Source organism: Pseudomonas sp. D3-10, from assembly GCF_051132175.1.
GTDB lineage: Bacteria > Pseudomonadota > Gammaproteobacteria > Pseudomonadales > Pseudomonadaceae > Aquipseudomonas.
Genome location: NZ_CP071668.1, coordinates 4,287,071 through 4,299,125 on the forward strand (window position 1 = coordinate 4,287,071; position 12,055 = coordinate 4,299,125).

The 12,055-nt window shown below is 60.2% G+C and carries 12 protein-coding genes; 4 read left to right on the plus strand and 8 right to left on the minus strand.

Features of this window, described 5'->3' with window-relative positions; translation table 11 throughout:
* Positions 1 to 132 precede the first annotated feature (132 nt).
* Complete coding sequence (locus J3P90_RS19230) at positions 133 to 537, plus strand: low affinity iron permease family protein (RefSeq protein WP_420766736.1); 405 nt, start codon at positions 133 to 135, stop codon at positions 535 to 537.
* Positions 538 to 583: 46 nt separating this feature from the next.
* On the opposite strand, the gene J3P90_RS19235 is transcribed toward J3P90_RS19230, so the two are convergent.
* The 3 genes from J3P90_RS19235 to J3P90_RS19245 form a co-directional block, all read right to left on the minus strand.
* The gene (locus tag J3P90_RS19235) at positions 584 to 1,492 is read right to left on the minus strand and encodes an SDR family oxidoreductase (protein ID WP_420766737.1); all 909 of its coding nucleotides are present in this window, start codon (positions 1,490 to 1,492) and stop codon (positions 584 to 586) included.
* An 80-nt stretch (positions 1,493 to 1,572) separates the two neighbouring features.
* Positions 1,573 to 2,076, minus strand: coding sequence for a DUF4142 domain-containing protein (locus tag J3P90_RS19240; protein WP_420766738.1), 504 nt, complete (start codon positions 2,074 to 2,076; stop codon positions 1,573 to 1,575).
* Between the two features lie 346 nt (positions 2,077 to 2,422).
* Positions 2,423 to 3,772: a diguanylate cyclase domain-containing protein gene (locus J3P90_RS19245; protein WP_434675243.1), complete on the minus strand. Its 1,350-nt coding sequence runs from the start codon at positions 3,770 to 3,772 to the stop codon at positions 2,423 to 2,425.
* 365 nt (positions 3,773 to 4,137) lie between these two features.
* Here J3P90_RS19245 and J3P90_RS19250 point away from each other — a divergent pair, with 365 nt between their 5' ends.
* The 3 genes from J3P90_RS19250 to J3P90_RS19260 all read left to right on the plus strand — a co-directional run bounded on the left by J3P90_RS19250 (position 4,138) and on the right by J3P90_RS19260 (position 7,676).
* Positions 4,138 to 5,373 carry an aminotransferase class I/II-fold pyridoxal phosphate-dependent enzyme gene (locus tag J3P90_RS19250; protein ID WP_434675244.1) on the plus strand — a complete coding sequence of 412 codons (1,236 nt, stop codon included), beginning with the start codon at positions 4,138 to 4,140 and terminating at the stop codon, positions 5,371 to 5,373.
* Positions 5,374 to 5,385: 12 nt separating this feature from the next.
* Positions 5,386 to 6,552: an MFS transporter gene (locus tag J3P90_RS19255; RefSeq protein ID WP_434610057.1), complete on the plus strand. Its 1,167-nt coding sequence runs from the start codon at positions 5,386 to 5,388 to the stop codon at positions 6,550 to 6,552.
* A 104-nt stretch (positions 6,553 to 6,656) separates the two neighbouring features.
* Complete coding sequence (locus tag J3P90_RS19260) at positions 6,657 to 7,676, plus strand: DUF4917 family protein (protein ID WP_434675245.1); 1,020 nt, start codon at positions 6,657 to 6,659, stop codon at positions 7,674 to 7,676.
* A gap of 21 nt (positions 7,677 to 7,697) precedes the next feature.
* Here J3P90_RS19260 and J3P90_RS19265 read toward each other — a convergent pair whose 3' ends face one another.
* The 5 genes from J3P90_RS19265 to J3P90_RS19285 all read right to left on the minus strand — a co-directional run bounded on the left by J3P90_RS19265 (position 7,698) and on the right by J3P90_RS19285 (position 12,053).
* Complete coding sequence (locus tag J3P90_RS19265; protein WP_420766743.1) at positions 7,698 to 8,279, minus strand: DJ-1/PfpI family protein; 582 nt, start codon at positions 8,277 to 8,279, stop codon at positions 7,698 to 7,700.
* Between the two features lie 202 nt (positions 8,280 to 8,481).
* A complete protein-coding gene (locus J3P90_RS19270) occupies positions 8,482 to 9,699 on the minus strand; it encodes a class I SAM-dependent methyltransferase (protein WP_434675246.1) in 1,218 nt (405 codons plus the stop codon).
* A 281-nt stretch (positions 9,700 to 9,980) separates the two neighbouring features.
* A complete protein-coding gene (locus tag J3P90_RS19275) occupies positions 9,981 to 10,598 on the minus strand; it encodes a TPM domain-containing protein (RefSeq protein WP_420766745.1) in 618 nt (205 codons plus the stop codon).
* 28 nt (positions 10,599 to 10,626) lie between these two features.
* Positions 10,627 to 11,445 carry a TPM domain-containing protein gene (locus tag J3P90_RS19280; RefSeq protein WP_434675247.1) on the minus strand — a complete coding sequence of 273 codons (819 nt, stop codon included), beginning with the start codon at positions 11,443 to 11,445 and terminating at the stop codon, positions 10,627 to 10,629.
* The gene (locus J3P90_RS19285) at positions 11,445 to 12,053 is read right to left on the minus strand and encodes a LemA family protein (RefSeq protein WP_420766747.1); all 609 of its coding nucleotides are present in this window, start codon (positions 12,051 to 12,053) and stop codon (positions 11,445 to 11,447) included. The genes J3P90_RS19280 and J3P90_RS19285 overlap by 1 nt, the downstream gene beginning before the upstream one ends.
* Positions 12,054 to 12,055: the final 2 nt, after the last annotated feature.

Consider the following 12,055-nt stretch of genomic DNA (forward strand, 5'->3'; position numbering starts at 1 on the left):
AGCGGCAATGGTTGCGACTGTCATCGTGCTGCACGATGAACGTAAGGGACCTTGCGATTGAAATGTAAGTAGAATTTTCACCGCCTCGTTGCTGTCTCACCAGACAGGTGCATCCCAAAAGGAAACACAGCAATGACGTTCGCCAAAATCGCTCAAAAACTATCCCTCTGGGCCGGGAGCCCCAAGACCTTCCTAGGGGCCATCGTGCTGTTGGTGCTCTGGGCTGCCAGCGGACCTTTGTTCGGTTTCAACGATACCTGGCAACTGATCATCAACACCTCGACCACGATCATCACCTTCCTGATGGTGTTCCTCATCCAGAATACGCAGAACCGCGATACGGATATCCTGCACCTGAAAGTGGATGAATTGCTTCGGGCGTCCAAGGACGCGCAGAACGCAATGCTCGGTCTCGAGTCGCTTGATCTCAAACAACTTGAAGCGTTGAGGAAGCGGTATCAGGACATGGGCAAGGTCGACGCCAAGAGCCTTGATGGCGTCGAACAGGAAAAAAAGGTAGACCTGAACCAATGCTGATACTGATGCGCGAGGGGCCCATGCCACTCGCGCACTCCCTTGGGCATCAGGGCAACGGGTTGCCTCCCGTCACGCCAAATACTTCCCCGGTGATATAGCTCGACTCCTGGGAAGCGAGCAGTACATAAAGCGGCGCGCATTCAGCGGGTTGGCCCGGACGTTTCATCGGAACCTGGGAGCCGAACGTAGGAATCTTCTCCCTAGGTTGTCCGCCGCTGGGTTGCAGCACGGTCCAGATTGGACCCGGCGCGACTGCATTGACACGAATGCCCTTGCTGATGACTTGCCCGGCCAGCGCCTTGGTAAACGCCACGATTGCCGCTTTGGTGGTGGCGTAGTCCAGCAGCGTCGCGGACGGATCGTAGGATTGGATAGAGGCGGTGTTGATGATGGTTGCCCCAGCCGGCATCAGCGGAACAGCGGCCTTGCAGATCCAGAACATCGCATAGATGTTGGTCTTCATGGTGTCATCGAATTGTGCGGTGGTGATGTCGGCAATGTCTTTTTGCGCCTCCTGCTTACCGGCGACATTCACCAGGATATCCAGGCCATCGAGTTGCTGCTGTGCCATCTTCACCATCTGGACACAGAACGCCTCATCCTTAAGGTCGCCTGGTATGGCGATGGCCTTGCGGCCCTCAGCCTTGATCAGTTCGATGACTTGTTGTGCATCGCGCTCTTCGCTGGGCAGATAATTGATCGCGACATCGGCCCCTTCCCGGGCGTAGGCGATGGCAGCGGCGCGACCAATCCCCGAATCGCCGCCCGTGATCAAGGCCTTGCGCCCCTCCAGGCGACCAAAACCTTGATAGCTTTTTTCACCATGATCCGGTTGCGGTTCCATATCCTGATCAATGCCAGGGGGTGACTGCGGCTGGTCGGGAAATTCCGGACGCGGGTATTGGGTCAGCGGATTCTGCATCGCGTATTGGTTGGGTTCTCGGCGTGTAGACATCGAGGTTCTCCTTTTCGGCGGGCAAAACAAGCCGGGACGTAGGCGCCCCGGCCCTGGAAGTGACACAGGTGCAGCGAAGATCAACGGCTGGCTTGCAGGGCCCTGGCCATTTCAAGGTGCGTCTGCAATTTAGGCAGGGTTTCGTCGGCGAATGCCTTGATCTCCGGCACGTCAGTAGTCTGGGCCTGCTGCTGGATCTGCGCGATGGCGTCCTCAGTGGCCTTGACCTGGCTGGCGGCATACGCCGCTTCAAACGACTCGCCCTCGGCGACTTGCGGCTGCAGGGTCTTCGCTTTGTCCGCCACTACTTCCCGCGGCGCGACAGGCAAGTCGAGTTTCTTGGCGATCTTCGCCAGATGTTGGTTGGCGGTGGTGCGGTCGTTGATCACCATGATGGTGTAATCCTTGACCTCCCGTGACTCCGCCTTCGAATGTGCCTCGCGGCTGGCTTCGATGTCGGCCATGCCTTTGGCGGATGCATCGTTGATGAATTCGACAGGTGACTGGGCCCACGCACTGTTGGCACCCAGGCCCATCAGTACAACAACACTGGTGGTGCGTAAAAAGGTGGCCATCCGGCTCATGGTCGCGCCCTCCTCTGAAAGATATTGCGACGGGATATTGCGCCGCAGAAATCAGAACCACCGTTGAACATTCAGCGAGACGTCCCGCCCGGCTTGCGGCCAATCTCGGCTTTCAGCGGACTTTTATCGACACTCGCGATGGTGGTTCTCCCACTTTTGCGACCCGCTTCGGACACCTTCGTTCGATCGTGGGCAATGTTTCCCGGATAAATGTTGCTTGATCCGCCCATAGTCCAACCCTCCGTAAACAAGAATGATGGGCACGCTTGCCCCGTATTCATTTGAAGTGACCTGGGATTCAAGGTTTGGAGAAAACGCTCACGCCACGACGAACGGTGGCGCGAATTCAAATGCCGAAAGCCCTATGATTGTGGCGCTTGGCTGCGTACATCGCCTCATCGGCATGGCGGAACAGCGTTACGTCTTCGGTCCCGTGGTCAGGAAAACAGGCCAGACCGATGCTCGGCTCGATGCTGAGACAGTGGCCGTCCAGCCGCAGAGGTTGGGCCAATGCGAGACGAATTTTCTCCTGTACCCTGCCGGCATCTTCCACGCTGTGGACGCTATGGAGCAACACGACGAACTCATCGCCACCGATGCGCGCGACGGTGTCGGCGTCACGTATGCACCCCTTCAATCGGCTGGCGACCGCTTGCAGCAGCATATCGCCGACGCCATGGCCGTAGGTGTCGTTGACTTGCTTGAAACGATCCAGGTCGATGTACAACAACGCCATCCGTCCAGAGACAACACGGGCCGTGGCCAACGCGGCCTTGAACCGATCCCGCAGCAACTCACGGTTGGGTACCTGGGTCAGTTGGTCGTACTGCGCCATGTGCTGAAGGCGGGCTTGCAGTTGCTGGCGCTCGATGGCGAGGGTGATCTGGGCGCAGACGTATTGCAGCAATTCCTTGTCCTGCTCCGTATAGCGACCACTGTCCGGAGCACTCTTGACGATCAATGCGCCGATCGTACTGCCTTGCGAATTCAGCGGTACACCCAGCCAGCAAGGCGCATCAGGCTTCGCCACGAGGTCGCAGAATTCCACGGGCGACGAGCTGCAACCGGGCGTGAGCAGGATCGGCTGGCCGCTGCGTACCACTTCGGCGCACAAGCGCCCGATAGCCGTGCCAGGCAGCTCGGGCTGTCGTTCTCGATCGTCGACGTGATAGGCAAAGTTGAGCTGTGCGCACTGCTCGTCATACAACGCCACCGAGAAATTCAGCGCCGGCAACCACTCGCCAATGATGAGGTGGATACGCTTGAATAATGCCAGCAAGTCGGCGGCGGCATGGGCCGCCTCGGAAATTGCATACAACGCGGCCTGCCTGGATTCCGCCTGCTTGCGCTCGGTGATGTCGCGAGCCACGGCGATCCGAAGCTGGTCAGCCTCCGACCAGCGCGCCGACCACAAGATGTGCACCACGCCACCGTCCTTGCGCAGATAGCGGTTTTCGAAATTGAGCTTGGGCTCGCCCCCCATGATCTCCCGCGCAGCCTCGAGGGTACGTTGGCGATCGGCGGGATGAACCAGCTCGATCATCGACCGACCGATCAGTTCCTGGGGGGTATAGCCGAAAATACGCTCGCAGGCGGCGCTGACGAATACGAAGCGTCCCTGGACATCGACGGCGCAGACGGCATCGAGCAGCAGGTCGAGGTAACTGGCCAACGGCGTGGAGTTTCGGGTGTCCATGACGCGCAAGCCATCCGGGTAATCAAGCAATGGGCGAACCGGGTCGCCCCCGTTCATGACGCCGACGGAGCATGCAAAGCCGACGCGCCCCCCACGGTACCGATGAGGATAGCGCAGGGTATCGACACGCGGGGTGCCCAGACGCCTGAGGATAGCAAACGCCCCGGGCTCAGAGGCGAGGAAGCAGCTCCGACATGGCAAATGGATTTCCCGGCCAAGGTCCTAGGCAGGGTCCTACGCAGAAGTCTCCGGTAACACTCAAACACGCCGGAATCAGCCGATTCAAAGCCCCGCCCATCGGTCTGTAAAGTCTGGACACACAAGCCCCACGGACAGCAACGCTAACCAAGGAATGTATTCACGCCATGAACCAGATTGCGCAGCCCACTCAGCACTTCAGTAACTATCGCAAAATCATTTCCCTGGCGGACCGGGACTGGCAGAACGCCGAAAACGGAAAGATCGCTGGACTGAACGTCGAGGTCCAGTCTCCCAACGTGCTCATCGACCAATATGGTCGCACCTTGCATCACTTTTGCACCACGTCGTACCTGGGCCTGGATTACCACCCCGCCTTGCTGGATGGCGCCATGACCACGCTGTGGGAAACAGGAACACTGCGTGTCGCCAACTCCAGAAACCGCAGCCGGCTAGCAATCCTGGACCAATACGAAACCCAGCTGTCGGAGCTGTTCGGCGCCAGCTGCCTCAGTGCGCTGTCCTGCAGTGCGGCGAGTGCGGGAATCCTGCCGCTGCTGGCCAGCGGCGCGCTGACGAAAAACCGCCCGCCGGTGATGGTGTTCGACAAGCACGCCCACTACTCAATGAACCATATCAAGGCCGCGTGTGCGGATGAAACCCAGGTCCTCACCTGCCCACACAACGACATGGATTTTCTTGAGGACGTCTGCAAACGCCAGGGCAACGTGGCCTACGTGACGGACGGCGCCTACAGCATGGGCGGCATGGCGGACCTGGACAGTTTGTTGTACCTCAGACAGCGCTATGGTCTGTTCCTTTATTTGGACGATTCCCATGCCGTGTCTACCGTGGGGCACTGCGGCATCGGTCGGGTACGCTCACGGATCCACGCCTTGGATGAGCGAACCCTGATCGTCGCCTCGCTGGCCAAGTCCTTCGGGGCCAGTGGCGGGCTGGCCATGTTCGGCAGCGAGCGGCACAAGACGCTGGTGCAGCGTTACGGCGGCCCCGCCAACTGGTCGCAGAGCCTCAATTCGGCGGCTATCGGCGCCGGCATGGCCTCGATCCGCTTGCATCGCAGTCGAGAATTCCACGCCTTGCAAGAACGTTTGCAGGCTAATATCCGTTTTTTCGACAGCCTCATCCGCACCGAACAGTATGCAAGCCCCATGGCAATCCGCCTGGTGCACTGCGGTGAGGCAGCCCTGGCTACCCGCCTGGCGGTGGAGTTGGCCGACCTGGGGTATTTCACTTCAGCGGTCTTTTTCCCCGTGGTGCCGCAAGACAAGGCCGCGATCCGCATCACCCTGCGCGCCGACATGGAGCCGGACGTGATTCGTTTGTTCTGCGAACAGCTGACCAGTCTTTTGGTGGCCCACGGCCGTGATATCCGTCCTTGAAACGAGCCCTTGATGAAAAACCGTACAACACTGATCGTCACCTGCACCACGGTCTTCCTGGCACAGCTGGGCATGAGCATCTATCTGCCAGCCCTGCCGGATATCGCCCAGGCTCTGAGCGCCGATGCATCCCGAGTGTCGTGGGGGTTGTCGGTGTACCTGGTCGGCATGGCCTTGCCGATGCTGATGTGGGGCAGCCTGAGCCAGCGTCTTGGACGCAAACCGGTGCTGTTGGCGGCATTGACGCTGTACGGCCTCGCAAACCTGGCGCTGCCGTTGGGTACGACGATAGAAACGTTCCTGGCGTTCAGGTTGGTCCAGGGCGTCGGCGCCAGCGGTATTTCGGTGATGGCGAGGGTGCTGATCCGTGACAGCTTCAGCGGCGACCAGCTGGCCAAGGCCTTGTCCTGGATATCGATCGCCTTCGTGGTTGCCCTCGGCATCGGCCAGTACCTCGGCTCACTGATCCAGGCTGCGTTTGGATGGGAGGCGATTTTTCTCGGATTGGGCGCGGCCAGCCTGGTCATGGCCGCCGCGGTGTCCACGGCGGCGTTCCCGGTACTTGCCGAAAACAGCAATGGACAGTCGGCTTGGGGGATCTACGTACGGATACTCCAGCATCGTGGTTTTCTGTTGCCTGCGTTGGCGGGCGGGTTGGGTTATGGCGTGATCATCGCCTTCAACACCGCCGCGCCGCTGATCCTGCAACAGGGCTTTCACTGGTCTGCCATCGAGTATGGGCTGTTGGGCTGGCCGATCAGCGGCGCGTACTTGCTGGGCGCGCTCGCGGTCAATGCCTTTGTGCTGCGCACGGGCCAGCGCCGGCTGATGGGTTGGGGCATTGCCCTGGTCCTGGGTGGCAGCGCGACCATGCTGGCAGGAAGCGTTTCACTGAGCAGCGTCGCGCTTTTGTTCTGGTTGCCATACTGCTTCGCGGTGTTCGGCCAGTCGTTGAATTATCCGATCAGCCTGTCGCTGGCAAACGAAGGCTCGCCGATCGCCGGTGCTTACGCCATGGCGTTGAGCGGTTTCCTGCACCAGCTGATGGCGTCTATGATCGGCGCGATTGCCAGCCTCTTGCTAAGCCAACAGGCGTGGCCACTCGCGGTTTTATGCATGTTATTGGCGACGGCGGCGACGCTGTGCGCCAGGTTCACGCCAAATGGACCGGGTCGGTAAAAACACAGGAAATCGACTGTTCAAAACGCATCTCGATCTGGCTCAAGACTGGGTCGTGATAAAGTCACGCCCTGCCTTAGCCACGTTTTGAGATGATTTTCGCGATGACCGATTTCCAGGAATACGACGCCCGGCTCGAAGATTGGGAGACCTTGCGCGCCGACATCGCCTTCAGCGGCTTGTTGGTGGGCAATGGCGCCAGCCGCGCCGTGTGGGATGATTTCGGCTATGACTCGTTGTTCGAGAACGCCCGCACCGTCGAGGAAAAACCCTTGAGCGCGTCGGAACTGAGCGTGTTCGACGCGCTGCAGACACGCAGTTTCGAACAAGTGCTGGGGGCGCTGAAAACCACCAGTCGGGTCAACAAGGCCTTGGCCGTCAGCTCCGCGGCGCCGCGCAATCGTTATTACGCGATCAAGGAAGCGCTGATCAACACCGTACATGCGGTGCATATTCCTTGGCGGTTGGTACAACCGTCGACCCTGGAGAACCTCAATCAGGAACTGGGTAGCTACCGTACGGTGTTTACCACCAACTACGATCTGCTGAGCTATTGGGCGATCCAACAAGCGCCCGAAACCCTCACCGATCTGTTCCTGGGGGCCGACCACAGCTTTGACCTGAGCCAGGCCCACCTCGACAAACCCCGTCTCTTGTACCTGCACGGTGGCCTGCACCTGGTGCGCAACCAGGACGGCACGGCACGCAAGCTCACCTCCACCGAAGGCACGCTGCTGGGCAGCTTCGCCATCAACAACACCATCAAGACCCTCGACGATGTGCCGTTGTTGGTCAGCGAAGGGCCGAGCCAGGACAAACTCAACACGATTCGCAGCAGCGACTATCTGTCGTTCTGCTACGACCAACTGCTGCATCACCACGACAATCTGTGCCTGTTCGGCCATGCCCTGGGCGAGCAGGACAGCCACATTGTCGATGCCTTGCGCCAAGCCGCGCCGAAGACCGTCGCCATCTCGATCTACCCACGCAGCCAGGCGTTCATCCAGCACCAGAAACGGCATTACGCCAAGCTGTTCCAGGGTTTGGACACAGAGCTGCGTTTCTTCGATGCCAAGAGCCATCCACTGGGCGATCCGAAGCTGTCGGTGCCGGTGGAGGTCTAGACCGCCCCGTTGGCTCGGTGCCTATAGGGTAATCGCCGTACCGAGCAACGTCAGAAACCCCGCCAGCCAGCTCGGGTGCGCCGGCCAGGCCGGTGCCGTGGCGAGGTTGCCCTGGACATGGCCTTCGGTCACCGGGATGTCGATGAACGTCCCGCCGGCCAAGCGCACTTCCGGGGCACAGGCCGGATAGGCGCTGCACTCGCGCCCCTCCAGGATGCCCGCCGCCGCCAGCAATTGCGCCCCGTGGCACACCGCCGCGATCGGCTTGCCCGCCAAGTCAAAATCGCGCACCAGTTGCAAGACTTTTTCATTCAGCCGCAAGTATTCCGGAGCGCGACCGCCTGGCACCAGCAACGCATCGTAGTCGGCCGCCTCGACGCTGGCGAAGTCATGGTTGAGGGCGAACAGATGTCCCGGTTTTTCGCTGTAGGTCTGGTCGCCCTCGAAGTCATGAATCGCCGTGCGGACAGTCTGCCCGGTCGTTTTATCCGGGCACACGGCATGGACGGTGTGGCCGATCATCTGCAGGGCCTGAAACGGCACCATGACTTCGTAATCTTCGACGTAATCGCCGACCAGCATGAGGATTTTCTTGGCGGCCATGGAATGGGCTCCTTTGGAATGCGTGAGAGTGGACGCATTAAAGGTAGACCGCTGTAACGACAGCCCGCCATTAACTGACAGACTGCACCACTTGATGGGTGGGAGCGAGCAGGCTCGCGAATCAGGCAGCGCGGTTTGTCAGATATTCCGCGTTATCGTTCTTCGCGAGCAGGCTCGCTCCCACAGGGTTCAGATCGGTTTGTCAGGCCAGGTAACCATCCGCCCGCAGCAGCGTTTCGAGGCAGTGCTCGGTAATGTGGTAGAACGCCTTGAGTTCGTCGATCCTGGCCAGCAGTTCGGTAGGCTCCACCGGTTCGGGGCGTTTGACCGCCAGGATCATCTTGTTCTTGTTGGTGTGGTCCAGGGAAATGAACTCGAACACCTTGGTCTCATAGCCGCAGGCTTCGAGGAACAACGCCCGCAAACTGTCGGTGACCATTTCCGCCTGCTGGCCCAGGTGCAGGCCATATTGCAACATCGGCTTGAGCAGCGCCGGGCTCTGGATTTGCAGGCGGATCTGCTTGTGGCAGCACGGTGAGCACATGATGATCGAGGCGCCCGAGCGGATGCCCATGTGGATGGCGTAATCGGTGGCGATGTCGCAGGCGTGCAAGGCGATCATCACATCCACCTCGCTCGGCGCCACGGTGCGCACGTCACCGTGCTGGAAACTCAGGCCCGGATGCTCCAGTCGTGCCGCGGCTTCATTGCACAGCTTGACCATGTCTTCGCGCAGCTCGACACCCGTCACCACGCCTTCGGCCTGCAAGGTGTTGCGCAAGTAATCATGGATGGCGAAGGTCAGGTAGCCCTTGCCCGAGCCGAAATCCGAGACTCGCACCGGCTTGTCCAAGGCCAATGGCGAAGATGTCAGCGCGTGGCTGAACACTTCGATGAACTTGTTGATCTGCTTCCACTTGCGCGACATGGCCGGGATCAATTCGTGCTTATGGTTGGTCACCCCCAAGTCGGCCAAAAAGGGCCGATTCAGGTCGAGGAAGCGGTTTTTCTCGCGGTTGTGCCCGGCGGACGGTACTTCCCGCAGTTGCTGCGGCTTGCTCTTGAACAGCGAGCTCTTGCCTTTCTTGCTGTATTCCAACTGCGCCTCGTCGGTAATCGCCAACAAGTGAGCATTCTTGAACGAAGTCGGCAACAGCGTGGCGATGGCATCCACGCCTTCGGCCAGCGAAAAATTCTTGGTGATGTCGCGGGTCTTGTAGCGATAGACAAAGGACAGGCACGGCTGGTCCTTGACGGTCAGTTGCTTGATGATCAGCCGCTGCAGATCGCTTTCGTCACCGACGTACTTGGCCAGCACCAGCTTGATGAACGCGTTTTGTTCGAGACTGGTTTGCAAAAGCTCGATGAACTGAGCGTGGTGATCCGGCCCGGGACGGGTGGGAGTTGCGGTGACGGACATGGAAAAGCGGCCTCGGGGCGGGCGGATCGGGAATGACGGGTATTTTAGGGGGGATCGGATGCGGGGGCACGGGGAATTTCCCCAACGGTGCGAAATGCGCAGCGCAATCTAGGTGGCAGCGCGCTTTTGTGGCGAGGGAGCTTGCTCCCGCTCGGCTGCGAAGCAGTCGTCGATGTGCGAGCCCGTTGCCTGACCCTGGAATCGATGGGGACCGCTTCGCGGTCCAGCGGCAGCAAGCTCCCTCCCCACAAGGCGCCTTCGCCATGGTGGCCGGCAGCCAATCAGCCCAACACCACCAACCGATTCGGCAGCTCATTACGCGCATGGGTCACCGGCACGTGCTCCTTGAGCAATTCGCCGCAAGCCTCGATGCACGCCACAAAACCTTGCAACGTCTGGCCCTGGCGAACCTGCTGGGTGAACGTACCGACAATGGCATCCCAATGGCTGTTGTCGAGTCGCTTGGAAATACCCTCGTCCACCAGGATTTCCACATACCGCTCGGCCTCGCAGACGAAAATGAGCATGCCGGTGCTGCCTACGGTGTGATGCAGGTTCTGTTCGAGGAATTGCCGGCGCGCCAGGTTGGAAGCCCGCCAGTGGCGTACCGAGCGAGGAATGAGGTGCGTGGTGACGGCAGGAATGCGAAACATCAGGCACAGCACGATGAAACCACCCCATTGCACCCACAACAGGCTATGCACGCTCAGCCATCCCGTCACGTAATGCAGGATGCCCGGCACCACCAGCGCCAGCAGGCTGGCCCAGAGCAAGGGGATATAGGCGTAGTCATCGGCGCGGGCGGCGAGCACCGTGACCAGTTCGGCGTCGGTGTCGCGCTCGACCCGAGCGATCGCCTCGGCCACTTTGCGCTGTTCGTGTTCAGTCAGTAATGCCATGTTTGAAAATGCCCGCTCATTGTTATTCTCACCAGCCGCCGGACGAACCGCCGCCGCCGAAACTGCCGCCACCACCGCTGAAGCCACCGCCACCACCGCCGCCGAAGCCGCCTCCTCCGCCTCTATAACTTGCGCCGGAGCCCCCTCCGCTGGGCAGGATACCGAGCACTTGGCAAACGAAAATCGTCAGGATGAAAAGCATCGCGAGGAAGATGAACAAGCCTGGGTTGCGCTCGACGAAATCGCCCTCGTCCGCACTGCCCGCGCTGTATGCCGCAGCCGGTTCATCGAGGGGGTTGCCACCCAACACCACGAGCATCGCCGCCACACCGTCACTGATGCCCTTGTTGAAGTTGCCCGTCTTGAACGCCGGGGTGATCACCTGGTTGATGATCACCGAACTCTGGGCGTCGGTCAGGCGATCTTCCAGCCCGTAACCCACTTCGATGCGCAGTTTACGGTCATCGCGGGCGACGATCAGCAGCGCGCCGTTGTTTTTATCCTTTTGCCCGATGCCCCAATGGCGCCCCAATTGATAACCGAAGTCTTCGATGCTGGCGCCTTGAAGGTTCGCCAGCGTAACGACAACCACCTGCTCGCCGGTGGCCTGTTCATGGGCCTTGAGTTGCGCATCGAGTTGCGTGCGCACCGATGGGTCGAGCAACTGGGCGGTGTCCACCACCCGCCCGGTCAGCGCCGGGAAGCTCAATTCTGCCTGGGCCGTGGCTGCAAAAGCCCAGAGCAACAGCACGACCAGCTTCAAGCTTCGAGCAGCAAGCCTCAAGCCGAAAGCCGTACGCGTTACCTGAGCTTGCAGCTTGCCGCTCAGAACTTGAGGCTGCTCCATCAGAACTTCACTTCAGGCGCTTTTTCGGCATTCGGGCTGGTGGCCTCGAAAGTCTCGCGAACTGGCAGATCGCTGTACATCACGCTGTGCCACAGGCGACCCGGGAAGGTACGAATCTCTGTGTTGTATTTCTGCACGGCCAGGATGAAATCACGACGCGCCACGGCGATGCGGTTCTCGGTGCCTTCGAGTTGCGATTGCAAGGCCAGGAAGTTCTGGTTGGCCTTCAGGTCCGGGTAGCGCTCGGATACCACCATCAGGCGGCTCAATGCGCCGCTCAACTGGTCCTGGGCCTGCTGGAACTGCTTGAGTTTTTCCGGGTTGTCCAGGGTGCTGGCATCGACCTGAATGGACGTAGCCTTGGCCCGGGCTTCGATCACCGCCGTCAAGGTTTCCTGCTCATGCTGGGCATAACCCTTGACGGTCTCCACCAGGTTGGGAATCAGGTCGGCGCGGCGCTGGTATTGGTTCTGCACCTGGCCCCAGGCCGCCTTTGCCTGCTCGTCCAGGGTCGGGATGTTGTTGATGCCGCAACCGGCCAGCAGCGTGGTGAACAGCATCAGGGCCAGCATTTGCAGCGCGCTGCGGTGGTTCAGTCGTCGAATCATCG

Bases quoted from the DNA above. Each gene is read 5' to 3' on its own strand.
- J3P90_RS19255 (WP_434610057.1), top strand. From the start codon at position 5,386: ATGAAAAACCGTACAACACTGATCGTCACCTGCACCACGGTCTTCCTG.
- J3P90_RS19260 (WP_434675245.1), top strand. From the start codon at position 6,657: ATGACCGATTTCCAGGAATACGACGCCCGGCTCGAAGATTGGGAGACC.
- J3P90_RS19250 (WP_434675244.1), top strand. From the start codon at position 4,138: ATGAACCAGATTGCGCAGCCCACTCAGCACTTCAGTAACTATCGCAAA.
- J3P90_RS19240 (WP_420766738.1), bottom strand. From the start codon at position 2,076: ATGAGCCGGATGGCCACCTTTTTACGCACCACCAGTGTTGTTGTACTG.
- J3P90_RS19265 (WP_420766743.1), bottom strand. From the start codon at position 8,279: ATGGCCGCCAAGAAAATCCTCATGCTGGTCGGCGATTACGTCGAAGAT.
- J3P90_RS19245 (WP_434675243.1), bottom strand. From the start codon at position 3,772: ATGGACACCCGAAACTCCACGCCGTTGGCCAGTTACCTCGACCTGCTG.
- J3P90_RS19230 (WP_420766736.1), top strand. From the start codon at position 133: ATGACGTTCGCCAAAATCGCTCAAAAACTATCCCTCTGGGCCGGGAGC.
- J3P90_RS19280 (WP_434675247.1), bottom strand. From the start codon at position 11,445: ATGGAGCAGCCTCAAGTTCTGAGCGGCAAGCTGCAAGCTCAGGTAACG.
- J3P90_RS19275 (WP_420766745.1), bottom strand. From the start codon at position 10,598: ATGGCATTACTGACTGAACACGAACAGCGCAAAGTGGCCGAGGCGATC.
- J3P90_RS19235 (WP_420766737.1), bottom strand. From the start codon at position 1,492: ATGTCTACACGCCGAGAACCCAACCAATACGCGATGCAGAATCCGCTG.
- J3P90_RS19270 (WP_434675246.1), bottom strand. From the start codon at position 9,699: ATGTCCGTCACCGCAACTCCCACCCGTCCCGGGCCGGATCACCACGCT.
- J3P90_RS19285 (WP_420766747.1), bottom strand. From the start codon at position 12,053: ATGATTCGACGACTGAACCACCGCAGCGCGCTGCAAATGCTGGCCCTG.